Source organism: Roseibium sp. MMSF_3544 (assembly GCF_030732845.1).
In the GTDB taxonomy this organism is placed as follows: Bacteria; Pseudomonadota; Alphaproteobacteria; order Rhizobiales; family Stappiaceae; genus Roseibium.
The window spans coordinates 117,157-137,195 of the sequence record NZ_JASHKA010000011.1 but is presented as its reverse complement, the minus strand read 5'-3'; the positions used below and the strand labels follow the sequence as shown (position 1 = coordinate 137,195).

General features: G+C 57.3%; 19 protein-coding genes. 7 read left to right on the top strand and 12 right to left on the bottom strand.

Annotated elements, in window-relative coordinates; genetic code table 11:
• Positions 1-53: 53 nt before the first annotated feature.
• Complete coding sequence (gene cobT / locus RBB47_RS17265) at positions 54-1,076, bottom strand: nicotinate-nucleotide--dimethylbenzimidazole phosphoribosyltransferase (protein ID WP_305987104.1); 1,023 nt, start codon at positions 1,074-1,076, stop codon at positions 54-56.
• Between the two features lie 105 nt (positions 1,077-1,181).
• Between cobT and cobS the strand changes: the two genes are divergently transcribed.
• The 4 genes from cobS (at position 1,182) to RBB47_RS17245 (ending at position 4,234) form a co-directional block, all read left to right on the top strand.
• Positions 1,182-2,054: an adenosylcobinamide-GDP ribazoletransferase gene (cobS, locus tag RBB47_RS17260; RefSeq protein WP_305987103.1), complete on the top strand. Its 873-nt coding sequence runs from the start codon at positions 1,182-1,184 to the stop codon at positions 2,052-2,054.
• 28 nt (positions 2,055-2,082) lie between these two features.
• The gene (locus RBB47_RS17255) at positions 2,083-3,270 is read left to right on the top strand and encodes an alpha/beta hydrolase (RefSeq protein WP_305987102.1); all 1,188 of its coding nucleotides are present in this window, start codon (positions 2,083-2,085) and stop codon (positions 3,268-3,270) included.
• 71 nt (positions 3,271-3,341) lie between these two features.
• Positions 3,342-3,521 (top strand): DUF1289 domain-containing protein, encoded by a 180-nt coding sequence (locus tag RBB47_RS17250; protein ID WP_305987101.1) that lies wholly within the window; start codon positions 3,342-3,344, stop codon positions 3,519-3,521.
• Positions 3,521-4,234 carry a TIGR02281 family clan AA aspartic protease gene (locus tag RBB47_RS17245; RefSeq protein WP_305987100.1) on the top strand — a complete coding sequence of 238 codons (714 nt, stop codon included), beginning with the start codon at positions 3,521-3,523 and terminating at the stop codon, positions 4,232-4,234. The genes RBB47_RS17250 and RBB47_RS17245 overlap by 1 nt, the downstream gene beginning before the upstream one ends.
• 10 nt (positions 4,235-4,244) lie before the next feature.
• Here the strand turns inward: RBB47_RS17245 and dusA are convergent, their stop codons facing one another.
• The 6 genes from dusA to RBB47_RS17215 all read right to left on the bottom strand — a co-directional run bounded on the left by dusA (position 4,245) and on the right by RBB47_RS17215 (position 11,568).
• Positions 4,245-5,246 (bottom strand): tRNA dihydrouridine(20/20a) synthase DusA, encoded by a 1,002-nt coding sequence (gene dusA, locus RBB47_RS17240; RefSeq protein WP_305987099.1) that lies wholly within the window; start codon positions 5,244-5,246, stop codon positions 4,245-4,247.
• 604 nt (positions 5,247-5,850) lie between these two features.
• Positions 5,851-6,540: an imm11 family protein gene (locus tag RBB47_RS17235; protein WP_305987098.1), complete on the bottom strand. Its 690-nt coding sequence runs from the start codon at positions 6,538-6,540 to the stop codon at positions 5,851-5,853.
• 1,111 nt (positions 6,541-7,651) lie between these two features.
• Positions 7,652-8,494 (bottom strand): sugar phosphate isomerase/epimerase, encoded by an 843-nt coding sequence (locus RBB47_RS17230; protein WP_305987097.1) that lies wholly within the window; start codon positions 8,492-8,494, stop codon positions 7,652-7,654.
• A complete protein-coding gene (locus RBB47_RS17225; RefSeq protein WP_305987096.1) occupies positions 8,494-9,645 on the bottom strand; it encodes a dihydrodipicolinate synthase family protein in 1,152 nt (383 codons plus the stop codon). Before RBB47_RS17225 ends, RBB47_RS17230 begins: the two co-directional genes overlap by 1 nt.
• Positions 9,646-9,655: 10 nt before the next feature.
• On the bottom strand, positions 9,656-10,426 hold the full coding sequence (locus tag RBB47_RS17220; protein ID WP_305987095.1) for a 3-ketoacyl-ACP reductase: 771 nt from the start codon (positions 10,424-10,426) through the stop codon (positions 9,656-9,658).
• The gene (locus RBB47_RS17215; RefSeq protein ID WP_305987094.1) at positions 10,423-11,568 is read right to left on the bottom strand and encodes an acyl-CoA dehydrogenase family protein; all 1,146 of its coding nucleotides are present in this window, start codon (positions 11,566-11,568) and stop codon (positions 10,423-10,425) included. Before RBB47_RS17215 ends, RBB47_RS17220 begins: the two co-directional genes overlap by 4 nt.
• Before the next feature lie 129 nt (positions 11,569-11,697).
• On the opposite strand from RBB47_RS17215, the gene RBB47_RS17210 reads away from it, so the two are divergent.
• Complete coding sequence (locus tag RBB47_RS17210) at positions 11,698-12,711, top strand: aldo/keto reductase (protein WP_305987093.1); 1,014 nt, start codon at positions 11,698-11,700, stop codon at positions 12,709-12,711.
• On the top strand, positions 12,708-13,178 hold the full coding sequence (locus tag RBB47_RS17205) for a MaoC family dehydratase (RefSeq protein WP_305987092.1): 471 nt from the start codon (positions 12,708-12,710) through the stop codon (positions 13,176-13,178). Before RBB47_RS17210 ends, RBB47_RS17205 begins: the two co-directional genes overlap by 4 nt.
• 54 nt (positions 13,179-13,232) lie before the next feature.
• Here the strand turns inward: RBB47_RS17205 and RBB47_RS17200 are convergent, their stop codons facing one another.
• The 3 genes from RBB47_RS17200 to RBB47_RS17190 are packed head-to-tail and all read right to left on the bottom strand — an operon-like array spanning position 13,233 to position 15,916.
• Complete coding sequence (locus RBB47_RS17200; RefSeq protein ID WP_305987091.1) at positions 13,233-13,544, bottom strand: Dabb family protein; 312 nt, start codon at positions 13,542-13,544, stop codon at positions 13,233-13,235.
• 18 nt (positions 13,545-13,562) lie between these two features.
• On the bottom strand, positions 13,563-14,336 hold the full coding sequence (locus RBB47_RS17195; RefSeq protein ID WP_305987090.1) for an enoyl-CoA hydratase/isomerase family protein: 774 nt from the start codon (positions 14,334-14,336) through the stop codon (positions 13,563-13,565).
• Positions 14,333-15,916 (bottom strand): acyl CoA:acetate/3-ketoacid CoA transferase, encoded by a 1,584-nt coding sequence (locus tag RBB47_RS17190; protein ID WP_305987089.1) that lies wholly within the window; start codon positions 15,914-15,916, stop codon positions 14,333-14,335. The genes RBB47_RS17195 and RBB47_RS17190 overlap by 4 nt, the downstream gene beginning before the upstream one ends.
• 127 nt (positions 15,917-16,043) lie before the next feature.
• Between RBB47_RS17190 and RBB47_RS17185 the strand changes: the two genes are divergently transcribed.
• Positions 16,044-16,859, top strand: coding sequence for an aldo/keto reductase (locus RBB47_RS17185; protein WP_305987088.1), 816 nt, complete (start codon positions 16,044-16,046; stop codon positions 16,857-16,859).
• Positions 16,860-16,913: 54 nt separating this feature from the next.
• On the opposite strand, the gene RBB47_RS17180 is transcribed toward RBB47_RS17185, so the two are convergent.
• Entirely contained in the window at positions 16,914-18,515 is a 1,602-nt protein-coding gene (locus tag RBB47_RS17180; protein WP_371932807.1) for a GMC family oxidoreductase, read from the bottom strand.
• The gene (locus RBB47_RS17175) at positions 18,515-20,017 is read right to left on the bottom strand and encodes an aldehyde dehydrogenase family protein (protein ID WP_305987086.1); all 1,503 of its coding nucleotides are present in this window, start codon (positions 20,015-20,017) and stop codon (positions 18,515-18,517) included. Before RBB47_RS17175 ends, RBB47_RS17180 begins: the two co-directional genes overlap by 1 nt.
• Between the last annotated feature and the right edge of the window lie 22 nt (positions 20,018-20,039).

Genomic DNA, 20,039 nt, shown 5'->3' with positions numbered 1-20,039 from the left:
TGGCCGGGCAAATGGCCCGCTTTTCACACGCTTCCTCGCGAGGTTTCGGTGCCCTAGGACTTTTCCGAAACACCGGCATCGGCAAACGTTGCCATACCGGAATGCATCTCGGCAGCTGCCTTGATGATGCCGGTCGCAAGCGCAGCGCCCGATCCTTCGCCAAGCCGCATCCCGAAGTCGAACAGGGCATCCTTACCCATGCGTTCAAGAACCCTGGAATGAGCGTGTTCTGCGGAAACATGCGCGAACAGGCAGTGATCGAGACCCGCCGGGTCCATCGAGAACACGACGGCCGCCGCAGCAGTCGTGACAAAGCCGTCCACAACAACCGGAACGCGCTGCAGGCGCGCGGCGATGATCAGGCCCGCCATGGCGGCGATTTCGCGGCCGCCAACCCTGCGAAGGATCTCTAACGGGTCGCTCTCGCCATTCAGTCTGGCAACCGCCTTTTCGACTGCGTCTCGCTTGCGTGCCAAACCTTCATCGTCAACACCGGTGCCCCGGCCAATCCAGTCAGCGGCATCACCGCCGAAAAGCGCATGGAAAACGGCTGCGGCAACGGTGGTGTTTCCGATACCCATTTCACCAAGGCAAATCAGGTCAATGCCGCCGGCGAGCGCTTCCATGCCATAGGCCATCGTCGCGGCACAGTTTGCTTCGTCCATCGCATCTTCGCTGGTGATGCTTGGCGTCGGCATGTCGACAGCCAGATCAAAAACCTTGAGACCGACATCGTTGATCCGGCAGATCTGGTTGATTGCAGCACCGCCGGCAGAAAAGTTTTCCACCATCTGCTTGTTCACGGCACTCGGAAAGGCGGATACGCCTTCGTCGGCGACACCGTGCGCAGTTGCAAAGATCGCAACCATCGGGCGGGTGACTTTTGGCGGTGCGGTTCCGGACCAGGCCGCCAGCCATTCAGCGATCTCCTCCAGCCGCCCGAGCGATCCTGCCGGTTTGGTCAGCTGACTGTCCCGTTCCTTGACCTTTTGCAGCGCTGCCTCATCAGGGCCCGGCATGGATTTCACCAGGTTGCGGATATCGTCGAATGGCAGCGCGGTTTCGGATAGGGACATGTTCTTTTTCCCGTTTGTTTTGACGATTTCGACCCGATACTTGGTCCTCTTAGGCGGCTGATCTATAACGGCGCGTCGAGAAAACTCAAGCACAGGACCGGCCTGATGGGTACTGAAACCGACCAAAACCCCAATTCTCAGGCGAAACCCGATTCAATCCGGCAAACGAACGGTCATGGCGCGATGTTATCCGGCTTTTCCGGACTGGCAGCCGATACGGCGGCCTGCGTCCGCTTCTTTTCGCGGCTGCCGCTTCCAAAGGTCAATTCCGCCGACGACCCTGCTGCGCCCCCGAAGTTTGACAGGATCGCAAGATCCGCACCGCTCGCCGGCGTGACGGTTGCGTTACCTGCGGCCGCTTTGGGAATGGTCCTTGCCTATACGCACTTGCCGTCGTTTGCCGTTGCCACCCTGGCTGTCGCGTTGCTGGCAGCGACTACGGGTGCGCTGCATGAAGACGGCTTGAGTGACGTTGCAGACGGTTTCTTCGGTGGTGCATCTCGCGAAAAGCGCCTCGAAATCATGAAAGACAGCCGGATTGGTGCTTTCGGCGCACTTGCTCTGACAGTCTCCACGCTTCTTCGGATTTCACTTCTGGCGGCCCTCTGGCAAAGATTTTCTCCCGCCGACGCTGCGCTCCTGTTCCTGACCAGCGAAGCGCTGTCCCGGACCTTGCTGGTCTGGCAGTGGACCCAAAGGCCGCTCGCGCGCCCTGAAGGTCTTGCCGCCCGGTTTGGAAAACCGACCTCGCGAACGCTGCGCGAGGCTCTGTTCATAACTCTTCCGCTGATGATCCCCGCTGTGCTGCTTCTGTCTTTTCCTGCGCTCGCGCTCGGGATTGCTGTCGCCCTTGGTGCAGCTTACGGGATCGGCAGACTTGCAGTTGAAAAGGTCGGCGGCGTCACGGGCGATGTTTTAGGTGCCCTTCAGCAAATCTGCGGGCTTGGATTCTTGGCCGGGATGCTTATGGTGCCTTGAAAAGGTGACGTCCGGGCAGCGACTGAATATGGCACACATCACATTGAACAAGACGAGCGATACGGGCGCGTGGCCGGTACGGGTTCTGGTCCTGCTGGCCGTCCTGTTTTCGCTGGCCGCCTGCGGTAGCCGGCCGGACGTCGGGGCGCTCGCCTTGAATGAAACACCAGCAGCTGGCGCAACGTCGCATGACATCATGGTTGTCACGACCCGCGAACGCGACAGCCGCCCGGATACTTATTTCAGCGGAGAACGGTCCACGCAGGTCAATTATGCGCACGCGACCATTTCCGTGCCGCCGAGCCACGAGCCGAGCCAGGTTGAGTGGCCCAAGAGCCTGCCGGGCGATCCAGAGACAGAATTTGTCGCCCGGGACGCCGGTTACATCGATAACCAGGATGCCTTTGCACGTGAAATCAACAGAAAACTGGCAAAGCTGCCCAAGGGCGAGCGCAAGGTCTTCCTATTCATTCACGGCTACAACACGCTGTTTCCCGAGGCGCTTTACCGCTTTGTCCAGGTTGTTCATGACGGTGACATTGACGGCGTACCGGTCCTGTTCACCTGGGCGTCCCGCGGAAAGCTCCAGGACTATGTGTACGACCTGAACAGCGCCGCGATCGCCCGCCAGTCACTGGCGGAGACAATGCTTCTGCTTGCGAAAACCAACGCGGAAGAAATCACGATCCTTGCCCATTCCATGGGGAACTGGCTGCTCATGGAAACAGCCATCCAGTCAAGCCCGGCACAACGCAAAGCGCTTGAAGGAAAGCTTGATCTGGTCATTCTCGCAGCGCCCGACATCGATATCGATCTCTTCAAGGCTCAGCTCAAAAAGCTCGGCACACCGGCAAACCCTTACGTCGTCGTGGTGTCTCGAGACGACAAGGCCCTACGCGTCTCCAGGGCAATCGCCGGCGGCAAGGAGCGTGTCGGGGCCTATTCCAATGATGAGGAGCTTGCGGAGTTGGGAGCAATCGTGATCGACGTGACCGAGCTCGATTCACTTGACGCCGCAAACCACTCCAAATTTGCCCAGCTGGCGCAGCTCAGTCCGCAATTCCGAAGCACGCTGGGGCAATCTGGCCTGCGCGCCAGAACCAACGCGACCCGTGGCGCCACTCTCGGTGACAGCCTTGGAACGTTTGTCGGCAATACTGTCGCCTTGCCTGTCAACATCGTCACGGCACCCTTCACTTATTCTGGAGCGCGCTGACGCCGCTTTTGAGTATCTGCCGGACGCATTCCCGTCTTGGCAAAACCACAATCTGTCGCCATATGGGCCTCATGAACTCGCCTTGCATTCAATACTGTCAGATCGATCAGGACACCGGTCTATGCGCCGGTTGTCTGCGCTCGCTCGAAGAAATCGCCGGTTGGACACATTTCAGCGAAGAAGAACGCGCGAATATCATGTCCGACCTGAGCAGCCGCCGCATTGCACCGGGCGAAGAAGGCGGTGAGTGATGCCGGGTCCGGGACAAATCCGCGGTATCGTGCTTGCCATTTTGATCATCATTCTTGGCGTGGTGGTCTTTTTCGCCGTTTTCGGCGATCCAACCGATCCCGCCAACGCCAATTTTGACACCACCGGTCCGCGCATTGTCGGCCTTTCGGCAATTGCGGCTGTGTTGCTGGCAAGTTTCATCTTCGGTCAGCCGAGGTTCCGTGAAGTCCTGCAAGGCATCTTCTTCTGGGGCGGCCTGTGCGCCCTCCTGGTCGTTGGCTATACGTACCGCACAGATCTCGTTCAGGTCGGCTATCGCGTGCTTGGCGCATTGGCGCCCGGGATGGCCGTCACGCAGCCTGACGGGTCTATCCTGATCGTTCGCGATGCCAGTGGTCATTTCGTTGTTGACGGCCGTGTCAACGGTGAGCGGACACATTTCCTGCTCGATACTGGCGCCAGCGCGGTTGTGTTGACCTATGACGATTCGCGCAGAGCCGGGTTTCATCCCGAGGATCTCATGTTCACCGTACCCGTCTCGACGGCCAACGGTCGCACCATGGTCGCGCCCATTCGCATCGACACGATTACGGTCGGCGATCACACGCTCCGCAACATTCGAGCTTTTGTCGCCCGTGAAGGCTCACTGGAAGGCAGCCTGTTGGGGCTGACGGCGCTCGACCGGCTCAGGAGCTGGCGGATTGAAGGCGACCAGCTGATCATGACCCCCTGATCCGGCCCTGTTACTCAGCAGCCTCCACGTCATAGCCCGCCGGACTGACGGCCGCCAAAGCCTTCTCGACAACTTCCAGACCCGCGCCCGGTTTGATCGCCTCGACGGTCAGAATACGCCGCCATGACCGCGCTCCAGGACGCCCGTGAAAGAGACCCAGCATGTGTCGGGTCATATGCGCCAGTTTAACCCCTTGCGCCAACTGCTCTTCCAGATAGTCCATATGAGCCCTGACCGCCTCCCAGGGAGAAACATCATCAGCTGTAGCGCCGTACAGCCTGCGGTCGACGTCACCCATGATCTGCGGCGTGTGATAGGCCGCGCGGCCGAACATCAGACCATCGAGTTCCTCAAGGTATGGCAGGGCCTGATCGAGCGATTGAAGGCCGCCATTCAGCCCGATGAACTTTTCAGGGTAACGGCGCTTCAGGCGCATGACCCGGTCGTAGTCGAGCGGCGGAATGTCTCTGTTTTCTTTCGGGCTCAACCCCTTGAGCCAAGCCTTTCGGGCATGCACCCAAAGTGCATCTGTGCCCGCACCGAAAACCGCATCAGCGATTCGGTCGAGCGCTTCTTCCGGGTCCTGGTCATCAACACCGATCCGGCACTTGACGGTCACGGGAATATCGACGGCGTCTTTCATGGCCTTGACACAAGCTGCAACCAGATCCGGCTCCCGCATCAGGCAAGCGCCGAAGCGGCCCGATTGCACGCGGTCGGACGGACAGCCGACATTGATGTTGACCTCGTCATATCCGTAAGCCGCAACAATCCGCGCCGAAGCAGCCATATCCTTGGGGTCGGACCCGCCTAATTGGCACGCGATCGGGTGCTCCAGATCAGAAAAGCCAAGCAAGTGGTCCCGGTCACCATGTATGACCGCGCCTGTCGTCACCATTTCGGTATAAAGCAGCGCATGGCGCGACAACTGCCGGTGAAATGCACGGCAGTGCCTGTCGGTCCACTCCATCATCGGCGCGACTGCGAACTTATACTCTTGATATTTAGACACTTTTTCTTTGTCTTCAACGACCTTAGGGGCGGACACGCAAAACCCGTACACGTCAGTTTTAAACGCTCAGGCCCCTTTTGACCTCAATCCGAGAACGCTTTTCACACGCTGGATAGCAAAATTGGACGTTTTTCAAAAGGCCGTATGTGGAAATTAGCGAGGAATCGCTTGTCGCAAAGGCGATAACAAATCAGGCACCTTTCGGAGACGAAAAGATGCCGGGCATTGAGCAGAAACCGCGTGAAGCAATGATCATGGTGAAAGCGTCTCGACCAAGCGCGTCACCAATATATCAACGTTCGGCGACCTAAGCGAAATTCACGTTACCGATATGCATGAAATGAACAAGCCGCATAGGCGTTCCAAGGCTTATTCATTGAAAAATTGAAAAAGACTTTGAGCCAATCATGCTTGGACATGCCGCACCGAGAAAATCTCATAGAAGATGGCAAGAATCACGCGCGTGAAGATGCCGGTCCAGTCACTCCCAGTTCACTGTTCTCTTACATTAACACCACCATCACACATGGCTTGACGGCTAACTCATGGCACACTTAGCCGGCGGAGAGGCCGTCCGCAGTGTCAGGTCATTCCCATCCAAGTTTTACTTGAGTTCATCTTGATGTTGGAGAAGCCAAGGCTTCATGCCTCGCTCCAATCCGTGCTTCTTTTCCCAATCGAGAATTGGCTGCACATTTTCCGATGCAACCCAAGGAATGTCTAACTCCTCACAAAAAAAACTTTCACAATAACGGATCTTCTCATCCTTTAATTGTCGATGAAACGCATCGGAAATATAAATTCCAGGGCAGCGGAGGCGAAAATTGCTCCATATGTGGCGCCCTTGAATTGCAGGTTTACTTAAAGCATTTACACGAAAATCTTTAATCTCTAACCATGGACATTTATTTTTGCTCTCCGAATAAATCCAATCTACTTCAGAATGCTGAAACAGAAGCGAGTCAAAAGAAACAGTGCAATTGAAGATGAAGTATTCGTCTTCAACGAGAGAACCATCTTTCCTTGTGAGACGCAGAGGAAAGAATTGGTGCAGCTCTGGTTCGAATTCTTCGACGATTTGTTTGAACTTAGCGCTCACTGCGTTCAACCCAGGCATCGTCATAATGTCTGGGTAGACTTTTTTTTCCGTGATCTCGCGTGCCTTGGTTGGCAATCGCTCTGTGCCGACTGGTATACCAAGGCTAAGACCGAACAGACGCATTTTTTCGGGTTCATCTTCAAATTCGAAGCTTGGTTCACGAGCGTCAAACGCCATTTTAAGCCAATAAGCCATCGGTTACGCCATCCCGCGTTTGCCAAAGGTGCTTGAGAGACGAGCACCTTTCGACGACGCGCGCCTTTCGCGGTTGTGGGGGTGGAACATCAGGTGGAGAACCGGCACTCCCGACCGCGCACCTTGCTGCAAATGACGTATTTGAATCTTTTCCGTTTCACTCATCCCGAGACTCTCACCAACCTTCAACACAGGCCTTGGGTGAGCGGGCAAAAAGCAATGTTGAGCACTCGTATTGCGTGAGGCTGTCACAATTCACGTTGGTTGTAAATGCCACCCAAATTACACTCATAGTATAGTAATATTCACTTTAAGGTCGCTGAAGTGAGCACGAATTTGCGGTTAAATCTACGTTCGCACACGCAATCATCAAGTGTGCATCTGACTGCTTCTGTGCTGACTGCACCAAAAAAGTGATCAGTTGTTCATAGGCACACGAACCAACCCTTCAGACAGTCACCGCCGTAAATCTCTTCTGAGGTTCTTGAACTAGTGTCTTTTCTTTGGTCGGTCCAAACATTACCGCATCGGCAGTAGAAACTTAAACATGCGCGGCGCTGCCTCAACTTGGACAGTGCCTTTAACATGTTCTGCAAGACGTTGGCTACCCAAAGACCACCTTGTGCGTTGAAAGCGGAGCGGTGCTTCCCGGCAAGCCTGTACTTATCTTCAGAATTTCGACCTCAGCGTTGTAACAGTCAAGGTTTGTGGACACGTTTTCACGAAACGAAACTCGAGATTTCTTGGGTGATTTTGTTGGACTAAACAGCACTGCGAGCATCAAATTACCACCCACTCAAGTCTTTGATTTTTTGCTTTTTCCTCCGCTCTATCGTGGGCGTAACTGCAAACCTATGCTCTTGAAGTTTTGAAACTTCTTTATCTTCAACAATCGGAGGGAAAACGGGTAAAAGTCCAAGCTGGACGTTTTAAGTGTTCCAACCCCTTTTGACCTCAATCCGAGAACGCTTTTCACACGCTGGATAGCAAAATTGGCCGCTTTTCAAAAGGCCGTGTGCGGAATTTGGTGCATATGCTTCCTCGCACGACTGGAGGGTCTCATCCTCCCTTCCAGCTGCGCGCTGTCTTTGCAGCGAGGAGTAATCTTATCTCAGCAGACCGTCCTGAAACGCTCGACAATCGTGTCGAGCACGGTCTCCGGCGGCCGTTTCCACCAGTTCTCGGCAGAAAAGATTTCCACTTCGCACAGGCCGCGATACCCGGTGTCTTCAACGGCGGCCCTCAGCGCCTTCAAATCGGCAACGCCGTCGCCCATCATGCCGCGGTCAAGCAGCATGTCGGACGTTTCTTCCAGCCAGTCGCACAGGTGATAGCCCAGAACCAGGCCTTTTGCCGCCTGGAGGCTTTCTGGCAGCGCCGTGTCCCACCACACGTGGTAGACGTCGACGGCAATGCCGACATTGCCGGCGCCAACCATGTTGCAGACATTGAGGGCATCGCGCACAGTCATGACGCAGGTTCTGTTGCCACCGAACATCGGATTGAGGGGTTCAATGGCGAGGCTGACGCTCCTGTCGGCTGCGTAGTCGGCGACAGCCGCGATCCGTTCGGCCAATCGTTTCTGGCTGTCAAGAAGACCCTTCGTATCTGGTTCGGTACCACCTGTAACGATTGTCAGAACAGTGGTTCCGAGCCCTGCCGCCATGTCGATCGACGCTCTGACCGCGTCATCCGCGCCGGCCTGAGAGCCGGTCAGGAAAGGTGTCCTGCACAACCCCGTCACCTCCATCCCCGAGGCGCGGACGCGCTCGCCGATGGAAACGGCCCGCTCTCCGATTTCCCGTGTCCAGAAAACGATGCCTCCGTAACCCCGCTCCGCGCATGCGTCGACAACCTGTTCGGGCGACCAGCCTGCCCCGAACCCGTCGAGATTGTGGCCGAGCGTTGCCGTGTTCAGCGCCAAAGCAGAGTGATCGTCGGTGAAGTCCCGCATCAGTCCGCGCCATAAAGAGAAAGCAGACGTCTCATTCGCGCAACTGCAAGATCCGGGTCTTTCAGCAGTCCGCACTGGTCGGCCTGGCGGAAGATTTCGGTGAAATACGGCAGCGGCCGCATGGACTGTGCACCACTGAGCATGACGAAGTGGTCCTGAAACCCGTTCAGCCAGGCAAGGAAGACCACACCGGTCTTGTAGTACTGCGTCGGTGCACGGAAGATCAGTCTCGCCAGAGGCACCGTCTGGTCCAGGGTCGACCTGAAACCTGCCAGATCTCCATGCCCGAGCCGGTCGACAGCATAGGCTGCCGACGGGGCAATCGGATCGAAAATCCCCAGCAGTGCATGGGAAAAGGCCTCATCGTCACCAGCCATGAGTTCCGGGTAGTTGAAGTCATCGCCGGTATAGAGCTTCACGCCTTCCGGCAGCCGGCAGCGCAAGGCGATCTCTTTGTCCTTGTCGAGCAGCGAGATCTTGATGCCATCCACTTTTGCCGCGTTTTCCTCTATGATTTCAACAACGGTCTCAAGTGTTTCCGTAAAGTTGCCGCTCCCCCAATACCCGGCCAGTTGAGGGTCGAACATTTCCCCGAGCCAATGCAGGATAACCGGGTGTTCGCACTCCGAGAGCACAGCACGATAGATGGCCTTGTAGTCGGCAGCAGACGCCGCCACACGCGCCAGCGCACGGCTTGCCATCAGGATCACACGCGCATCCAGCTTCTGGATTGCGCCGAGCTGCTCCAGATAGGCCCGCTTGACATCGTCAACGGTTCTTGCGTCAGCCGGATCCAGCTGTTCGGTCCCGCAGCCATTGGTGACGCGTGCATCGGGAAGAGTCTCGCGGGTATGCCGGATCAGCTCCAGCGCTGTCGGCCAGTCCAGTCCCATGCCGCGTTGCGCGGTGTCCATTGCCTCTGCAATACCAAGCCCCAGACCCGCGAGGTAGCGCCGGAATTCCAGCGTCTTTTCCCAGTCAATTGCGGGGCGGCCCGACGGCTCGTTCGCCGTGAAAGGGTCGGCAACCACATGAGCGGCCGAATAAACCACGCGCGCCGGATTTTCGGGAAGTTTCACGACAGGAACCGGCGTTCCGCTCAAAGCATAGTCGACTGACCGGCCGCTGGTATCAGGCAGCGCAATTTTCACGTCTATCTCCTCAAAAGCGCGGGACGAGCATGCCGCCGTCAACCGAAATGACCTGGCCGGTCGTGTAGGGAAGTTTGTTTGTTGCCAGAGAAGCGATCACGACACCGACCTCCTTCGCCTCACCGACGCGCGGCAGGAGGCAAAGGCCGTCCTCGGCGCGCTTGCGGTAGCTCTCGATGACCGGCTGGGTCATATCGGTTGCGATCAGGCCGGGCTGAACGTCGTAAACGGCGATCCCCTCTGGGCCAAGCCGCGCTGCAAAGAGCTTTGAAATCATTGCAGCGGCTGCTTTCGACGCGCAATATTCACCACGCGGCACCGCGACAGCCACCGCGTTCGACGAGCTCACGTTGACGACCGAATAGGTCAAATCCCGGTCGCGCGGCTTTAAAACCCAGCGCCGTGCAACTTCCTGGGTCAGAAAGAAGACCGCTTTCGCGTTGACCGTCATGCACCGGTCAAAACTCGCTTCGCTCACATCAAGCGGGTCCCCGCGGCTCATGACACCAACGCCGGCATTGTTGACCAGTGTCGTGACGGGTCCGAGCTCGCTTTCGACTTCATCAAGGACCGATTTGTGCCTGGAAAGATCGCCAACGTCGAAAACGGCCTTGCAGACCCGAACGCCCTCCGCTTCGACAAGCTTTGCCGCGGCTGCCAGTTCATCATCGTCGGCAAGTGTGTTGAGCGCTATGTCGAAGCCCGCCCTTGCCAGCTCTCTTGCTGCGGCCAAGCCGATGCCGCGGCTGGAACCGGTGATGAGCGCGACCTGCCGGCTCATACATAGGCTCCTTTCGCAAGAAGCTCACGCGCGATGATCATACGCTGGATCTGGTTTGTGCCTTCGTAGATCTGCGTGATCTTGGCATCACGGTAAAGGCGTTCGACCTCGAACCCGCGGATATATCCAGAGCCGCCAAAAACCTGAACCGCATCGGCGGACCGAGCAACCGCCATGTCCCCGGCAAAGCACTTCGCCATGGAGCAGTATCGGGTCGCGTCGGCGCCCGTGTCGATCTTGTACGCCGCCTGGTGAACGAGAAGGCGGGCTGCCTCGACGTCCTTGGCGATATCGGCCAACAACCACTGAACGCCCTGGAACTCCGAAATCGGCTTCTTGAATTGCTTGCGTTGCTGCGAATATTCAACAGCCGCTTCAAGCCCGGCCTGGCCGATGCCCACTGCAAGGGCGCCAATGCCTACCCTGCCCTTGTCGAGCACACTCATCATCATGTGAAAACCGCGCCCCTCCACGCCGAGAAGCGCTTCGGCGGGCAGATGAACGTCGTCGAAATTCAGCGCGCCGACCTGGCTCGCCCGCTGACCCATCTTGTGTTCCTTGGGCCCGCGTGACACGCCTTCCGCGTGCAGATCGACGATGAAAATGGACATTCCCCGGTGACCGGCGTCCTTGTCCGTGCGAGCGAGCACAAAACCGACATCGGCGACAGGTGCATTGTGGATCCAGATCTTGCCACCGTTCAGGACCCAGCCGTCTCCCCGCCTGACAGCTTCGGTGCGGATGCCGGACACATCTGTCCCGGCCTCGGGCTCGGTAATGCAGTAGGCGACCCGTTTCTTCGCCTTGAGAATGTCTGCGAGCCAATGAGCACGCTGTTCTGCCGATCCATGCTGAACCAGCAATGTCGATATCAATTCGACGAGGCCGCACTGGTCCGCAACAGAGGCATAGCCCCGCGACAACTCCTCCATCACAAGTGCATAGGTCACCGTATCGAAGCCGGGGCCGCCCATCTCTTCCGGAACACAAATGCCGAACAACCCGAGTTCGGCCATCTGCTCATAGATCTCGGCCGGAAATCGCTCTTCCCGATCGAGTTCCTCCGCGACAGGTCGAACGACATCGTCCGCAAATTGCCGGGCCATGTCCCTCACCTGCTGATGCAATTCATTTACGAACATACCGACCCTTTCAGTAACTAGTTAGTTACTTATAGAGTCATAATTCCAACCGGTCAAGCCACGAGACGCTTGAACTGAGGGCGTGCGAGCTGCTATATATAACTAACTAGTTACTTCATGGAGGAAGATATGAGACCTGACAGCAGGGTAAAGTTCGGTAGATCCGGTCTGGAGGTGACCCCATTCGGATTCGGCACGGCTCCGATCGGCAACATCTTCCGCGAAATCGATGAAGAAACCTCGGACGCAATGATCCAGGAAGCCTGGAACCAGGGTGTCCGATACTACGACACGGCCCCAATGTACGGGCATGGCCTTTCCGAACTTCGCACCGGTCATTCCCTGCGCTGGAAAAACCGCGATGACTTTGTCCTTTCCTCCAAGGTCGGGCGTATCCTGAAACCTGCTCGGAAAGAAGACATTGAATATGCACCGTGGACAAATGCCGGTCGCTTCACCATGCATTTCGACTATTCCTATGACGGCACGATGCGTTCGTTCGAGGACAGTCTGCAGCGCCTGAATCTGGAACGCATCGACATCTGCTTCATTCACGACATCGACGTTTTCACACGTGGAGACGAGCAGCCCGAGGTTTTTGAGCACGCAATGGACGGCGCCTGGAAGGCACTTTCCAAGCTGAAAGAAGAAGGTCTCGTCAAGGCGATCGGCGTTGGCGTCAACGAATGGGAGGTCTGCCACGCGGCCCTGGAGCGACGCGACTTCGACTGCTTCCTGCTCGCCGGCCGGTACACGCTCCTGGAGCAGGATGCCCTGAACAAATTCCTGCCGCTGTGCGAAGAACGCGGCGCGGCGGTCGTCGTCGGCGGCGGCTTCAACTCCGGCATCCTGGCAACTGGCGCCAAAGAGGGAGCGAAATACAATTACGCCCCTGCACCGGAAGACATCATGGAAAGGGTCCGCAAGATTGAGGCAGTCTGTGCGGATTTCGACGTCCCCCTGCCCGCCGCGGCGCTTCAGTTTGTCGTAGCGCACCCGGCTGTTCCAACCTTCATGGCCGGCACACGGACAGTCGAACAACTAAAGCAGAACCTTGACTGGTTCAGCCACCCGATCCCCTCCGAGTTCTGGGGTGTGCTCAAGGAAAAGGGTTTGCTTCGCGAAGACGCACCGACCCCATGAATGAGCGTATCTACGACGCGAGGGAACTTGGCCCGGGGCATTACGCCATGGGCCAGCTCTCGCCCGGCGACCGGATCCATACCGGAACGAGGCAAATCACGGCGCAGATGATCGACGATTTCGCTGCTCTGTCAGGCGACCGCTTCGAGATCCACATGGACCGGAAACGGGCGCAGGCGCACGGTTTTGAGGACCGTGTCGCGCACGGATTGCTGGTCCTGTCGGTCGTTGACGGCTTGAAGAACCAGGCCGCCGCCCAATTCAAGGCAATCGCCTCGCTGGGATGGTCGTTCCAGTTCAAAGCGCCCGTTCTTGCCGGCGACACGATCGGCGTGACGATCACAATTGAAGCGATGCGCCCGACATCGCGGCCGGAGCGCGGAATTCTCACCCTTCGTTTCGATGTTCAGAACCAGCGCGGCGAGACGGTGCAAACCGGCGAAAACCGGCTGATGGTCTACAGCTGATCGTCGAAGGTTCCTTAGCGGCCCGACAGCAATACCGGGCCGAAGCCGCACCGTTCAGACTTCGATATCGCAGACGAACACACCGTCCGCGCCACCCTCAAGCTGCTCCACGATTTCAGCACCGATGGACTGGTGAACCGGATCGTTCAGATATACGTCCCTGACGCCGGAATCCCTGAAATCGAACCAGAACATGTCCAGAAAGCCACGCACCAGCGGGGTCTCAACGGAGACATTCGGGCGATGTTGAAAGTCAGTGATGCCGTCGATATGTCCGGAAAGCCCCGACAGCTTGTCCATGAGGGTCGACTTTGTTTCGGCACTGACGTCCTGACGGAACCGGAGATGCACAAGGTGCCTGATCATTGAATTTTCCCCTTGGATTTAGTTGCGGAAATCTGGAGATCGTTTTTCCCGGAACGCCGCAACACCTTCGCGTAATTCATCGCTGGCGGCTGCAATTCGACCGGCCAGCGAGTCCAACACGCGCTCGCGCTCTTCTCCTTCGGCGGCGTTGATCATCATTTTGGTGAGTTCGGTCGCCAGTGGACCTCGCCCCAGGACCTTCTCCGCCAACTCCAGAGCACAATCGAGGCCGCTGCCTTTCGCCGCAACCTGATCGACAATCCCTGCGTCGTGTGCCTGGCCAGCTGTCAGGATTTCGCCGAAGAGCGCCATTCTGCGAACCCATTGGCTGCCGAAGCGGCGAGTGGCGCGCTGGGTGCCGGACCAGCCTGCAATGATGCCGAGCCCGGCTTCCGGCATCCCGATTTTCACATGATCCTCGGCGATCCGGTAGTCCGCACAGGCGGCTAGTTCCAAGCCACCCCCGAGCGCGTGCCCGTTAAGGACTGCAATGACCGGCTGCCTCAGACGAGCCAAGCGGTCGAAGATGTCGTGCCCGTCGCGAATCCAATGTCGGCCGAAACTGGCGGCGTCGAGCCCACTCCAGGCTTCGATGTCACCGCCTGCGCAAAAGGCCTTGTCGCGGCCCGTCAAAATGAGCACTTGCAAGTCATCGCGATGCTCGATTTCCCACAGCTTCTCGCCGAGTGCTTCCAGCATCGGCGCATCGAGAGCGTTCCGCTTCTCGGGTCGTTCCATCCTCAGGATTCCGACACGTCTCTCGACACGAAGGGAAAAGGGAGCCGAGTTCATGAAGCCTTCGCCAGTTCTAGGTCCATCGGGCCCGGTTGAAACAGGCGCGGGTCCATCTGGCTGACATTTTCGGCGACCGATACTTCGGTGCTCACCTGGTCGAGGATATCGCGCTGGATATCGATCCCCGGGGCGACTTCCGTCAGGACCAGACCGCCATCGACAAGACGGATCACGCAGCGCTCGGTGATGTAGCTGACGTCCTGGCCCTGCGCACTCGCCCTGGCTCCAGAGAACGAGACCTGATCGACCTTATCGACGAACTTGGCGATCCGGCCTTCCGTATCAATGTGCAATTGCCCGTCTTCCAGGCGCATTTTGGCGCCCGCGTTGAAGTTTCCGGAAAACACGATCTTGCGGGCCCTGGTGGTGATATCGACAAAGCCGCCGGCACCGGCCGTCCGATGCGGGACCGCGGACAGCCTGGAGACATTCACAGACCCGTCTTTGCCGACTTCCAGAAACGACAGGAGCGACGCATCAAAGCCGCCTGCCTGGAAATAACTGAACTGGTGCGGCGACGCGACGAAAGCTTCGGCATTGGCGGAACATCCGAACTTGAAATCCAGAAGAGGAATGCCGCCGACAGCCCCCTGCTCGATCATCCAGGTAACAGCGCCGTGCAGGCCTTCCTCAACCAGGATACGCGGGACATTCGCAGAAATGCCGAACCCGATATTGACGGCCCAGCCTTCTTTGAGCTCTTGCGCAACGCGCCGTGCGATCACCTTGCCGACGTTGAATTCCGCTTTGCGGAATGTGCTGAGCGGACGGATGAGTTCGCCGGAAATGGCAGGGTCGTAGTCTGTGGCAGTTGTCTGCAATTGGTCCGCAGCCTGAACGACCGCGTCCACCAGTATACCGGGAACGCGGACATCGTGCGGCCGAATGCTGCCGTTCTGCGCGATGTGCTTGACCTGGGCGATGACGTAGCCGCCGTTGTTCCGCGCCGCAAGCGCCATTTCCATGGCCCCAAGATAAGCACCTTCCTGCTCGAAACTCAGGTTGCCGCGTTCATCTGCCGTCGATGCGCGGATGATCGCGACATCAGGTTTGAGCGACCTGAAGTAAAGCCAGTCCTCACCGTCGAATTCTGTCTTCGAGACGATAGGCTCTTCGCGTGCTGCGTCATTCATGGCGCAACCTTCAAGATCGGGGTCCACAAAGGTTTGCATGCCGACCTTCGTCAGGACACCGGGACGTTTTGAAGCGCCTTCGCGCAACATGTCGAAGATGACACCTGAGGGAACATTATAGGCCTTTACCTGGTTGGCCGTGATCATCTGCCAGACAAGTGGCGGATCCGCCTTGGTCGGTCCAGATGGATAGGACCCGCCGATAATGCGGGACAAGAGACCCGGCTTTGCAATGTGGTCGACACCTTTCGTGCCGAACATATCTCCGGCCGCAATCGGATGGATTGTCGTCAGGTTTTTCGGCGCACCTTCTGCTTCGAAACGTTCGCCCAAAGCAGCCAGCACCGCATCGGGACAGCACAGTCCGGACGAGGAATTCACTGCAACGACCGAATCGTTCCCGATCATACGAACCGCTTCCGAAGCAGACCTGACCTTTGACATGAAAATCCCCATTAGTAACTAACTAGTTATTTTATTATGACTGGATATCTTTTTTGGTCAAGTGGCCGTAGCGCACTTTTAATTAAGTAACTTTTTAGTTACATTGATGCCAATGAGGAGGTGTGAAATGAGCTACTTCAAACAAACGAACCAACGCTGCTTCGGCACTTTTCCGTTGAATGGCAACGAGTTACGCGAAGCGATCCAACATGCGATCGACGTTGGATACAGGGCGTTCGACACGGCGCAAATGTATCAAAATGAATCTGACACCGGCGCGGCCCTAAAGGCATCTGGTGTGCCGCGCGAGGAATTGTTTCTCACAACAAAGGTCGACGTTGCAAACTTCGGAGAAGCAGAGTTTCTCCCCTCCGTAGAAGCCAGCCTGAAGGCCTTGCAGACTGACTATGTCGACGTTTTGCTGCTTCACTGGCCCGCTCCCGACGGTGATATTGCTCCCTCGCTGAAGCGGCTCGAACAAGCTCACAAACTGGGTCACGCGAGACATATTGGCCTGTCCAATTTCACCGCACAGATGATGCGCGACGCGCGCAACATCGTCGAGACACCATTCGTCACAAACCAGGTTGAATTTCATCCGCTGCTGAACCAGGACATCTTACTGTCCGCCGCTGCCGAGACGGACATTCCTCTTGCGTCCTATTGTTCGGTAGCACGGGGAGAAGTTTTCAAATATCCGGTCTTTGGCGAAATCGGAGAGCGGTACGACAAGTCGGCAGCTCAGGTCGTTTTGCGCTGGATCCTGCAAAAGGGTGTCAGCATCAATACCATGTCGACGAAACGGAAGAATATTGAAGCGAATTTCGACGTGATGGACTTCACATTGTCATCCATCGACATGAACCGGATCGACGAAATGACGCAGACAGGTTTCCGGATCGTCGGCAAGGACCTCGTCCCCTACGCTCCCGACTTCGACTGACACGAAAAAGAAAAGGGCGGCATTCGGCCGCCCTCAGTTGGGGAGGTAACCGGCTTACTTGTTTCCCCGGATCATGTCCGCAGCCTTTTCTCCGATCATGATCGTCGGTGCATTTGTGTTGCTCCCAACGAGGCTCGGCATGATGGAGCTGTCGCAGATCCGCAAACCTTCGATGCCACGAACCCGCAGTTGCGGATCGACGACCGCCATTTCGTCGACACCCATCTTGCAGGTACAGGTGGGGTGATAGGACGTGCGCCCGTACTGGCGGGCATAGTCCTCGAAATCCTTTTGTGTTTTGACGTTGTCGTCCGGAAACCTGATCTTGCGTATGTACTTTTGCAGGCTCGGTTGGCTGAAGATCTCCTTGCTGATCTTGACGCCTTCAACCGATGTTTTCAAATCGTCCGGATGCCCGAGGAAATTGGGATCGACAATTGGCATTGCGGCGGGATCGGCCGAGCGCAGCTTGACGGTTCCCCTCGCCTTGGGACGAAGCGTGTAGCTGTTCAGCGTGATACCCGATGACCCTTTCGGTACGCTCGGAACACCGGCCTCTGCACCTGCCCCCGCAAGGAAATGGAATTGCAGGTCCGGAACGGCGTTTGATTTGTCCGCGTACCAGAACGCGCCGCCTTCGACCACGTTCGACGTTACGGGACCGCTCTTGAAGAGGTAGTATTGCGCCCCAGCCCATACCATCCAGTGCGGCTTGTTGTACTTGTCGAGCGAGTAATGGCCGTTGAGTTCGGCGACGATGTCTATGCCGAAATGGTCATTCAGGTTTTCGCCGACGCCCTGAAGGTCCTGCACCACGTCAATGCCGACATCCTTCAGATGTGCCGCCGGACCAATGCCGGACAACATCATCAGCTTGGGTGATCCGATTGCACCCGCCGTCAGCAGAACTTCACTTTCCGCCTGGACAGTCTGCGTTTCACCATTTTGGGAGAACTCCACGCCGACTGCCCTGTCCTTTTCGATCACGAGGCGATGGACAAGGCATTTCGTAAGGACCGTCAGATTCGGCCTCTTCATGACCGGGTGCAGGTATCCGACCGCAGCCGAACACCGTTTTCCGTCCCGGGTCGTGATCTGGTAGACACCAGCGCCTTCCTGCACCGGGCCATTGAAATCGTGATTATGGGGAATGCCGAATTCCTGGCAGGACTGGGCAAAGGCGCGTGTCATCGGCTGGGGACTGGGCACATTGGAAACTGCCAGTTCGCCATCGGTCCCGTGCCAGTCGCCGGACAGGCTCGTATTGCCCTCGGATTTCAGGAAATATTTTTGAATGTCCTTGAAGGCCCAGCCCTCGGCGCCCTCCTCGTTTGCCCAACGGTCATAATCGACGGGGTTTCCACGAGTGAAAACCTCGGCATTGATGGAAGATCCACCACCGATCACCCGCGCCTGGGCGTAGGGAATTTCCCGGTCATTCGCATTCTTCTGCGGTTCGGTTGTGAACCCCCAAGTCAGCGGCCCGGTGGTCATCTTGGCAAAGCCCACCGGCATATGGATGAAGGGATGGGTATCCTTCCCTCCCGCTTCCAGCAGAAGCACCCGGCAGCTTGAATCTTCCGAAAGGCGATTGGCCAGGACACAGCCGGACGAGCCGCCCCCTACGATGATGTAGTCATAACCGCGCTCTGCCATCATTCAATCCAGGGTGTGCGTTTGCCGATCTCGATATGTACCGACTTGATCTGGGTGTATTCCTCAACACCGTACATGCCTGCCTCCCGGCCCCAACCGGATTGCTTGAAGCCACCAAGCGGCAGTTCGGGGCCGCCAGCAAGCGTGGTGTTCACCCAGAACCTGCCTGCCTGGACCCGTCGCGTTACCGAAAGAGCCTTGTCGATGTTCTTCGTCCAGACACTTGCAGCCAGACCGTATTCTGTGTCATTGGCCAATTCGATGGCTTCGTCGACACTGTCGAACGGCATGATTGTCAAAACGGGACCAAAAATCTCCTCACGGGCAATTGCCATATCCCGGCTGACGTTCCCGAAAAGGGTCGGCGAAATATACTGCCCGCGACCAAAGTCGAGCTGGTCGCCGCCGCAAATCAACGTCGCCCCTTCGTTTTGCCCTTTCTCGATATAGGACATGATCGTGCTGTTCTGAGCGTCGGTGGTGATCGCACCGATCTGGGTCGTCACATCAAGCGGATCTCCGACCCTGACCTTGGCGAATTTCGCCTGAACCATCTCCGCGAACTTGTCGGCGACTGATCGTTCCACGATCAGCCGGGAGCCCGAGACGCAACACTGACCCGTATTGAAACCAATGCCGAAGGCGACGCCATCGGCTGCGTCTTCAAGATCGGCATCGGCAAAAACGATCTGCGGGTTCTTGCCGCCGAGTTCCAGACCGAGCTTCTTGAAGTTGGACTTGCCGGCTGCCTCGACGACGGCACGGCCGACTGCCGTAGACCCGGTAAAAGACAGCATATCAACGTCGTTGTGCTCGATAAGTGCTTGTCCGATCGAACGCCCTGATCCGGTCACGACATTCATGCATCCGTCCGGCAAGCCGGCTTCCGTCAAGATTTCCGCGAGCATCAATGTGGTGGCGCTCGTCACTTCGGAGGGTTTGGCGACAATGGTGCATCCGGATGCCAGAATGTAAGGGACACGTTCACACAGGATCAGGAACGGGAAATTCCACGGTGTGATCAGGCCAACAACACCGACTGGCTCACGCGTGACAAGCCCGAACATCCCGTCGCCGAGATTGTTGAAGCTGTCGCCGTGAAGGCTGCGCGCCAGACCGCTTGCATATTCGAACATGTCTGAACAGCCGGCCACCTCGGCACGGGCCTGGCTGATTGGCTTGCCGTTTTCCAGCGTTTCGAAATAAGCGATTTCCTCGGCTCTTTCCCGTATCAGGCTGCCTGCCCGGAGCAGAACCGCAGCCCGGGCGGCACCGTTCAATCCCGACCAGCGACGGTCGTCGAATGCTTTCCGAGCGGCGCGAACAGCGGTATCGAGGTCGTCACGGGTGCATTTGGGAATCTTGGAAACCGGCACGTCATGCCCGGGAGAATTGCGGACAAAAACCTCGCGCCCACCGGCGGCGACCCATCTGCCGTCGACGTAAAAGCCGAATTCCCGCGGTTCTCCGGGAAGATCCAATTTCTGGTTTAACTGATCCATTTTAACCTCCCTGCTCCGGCCC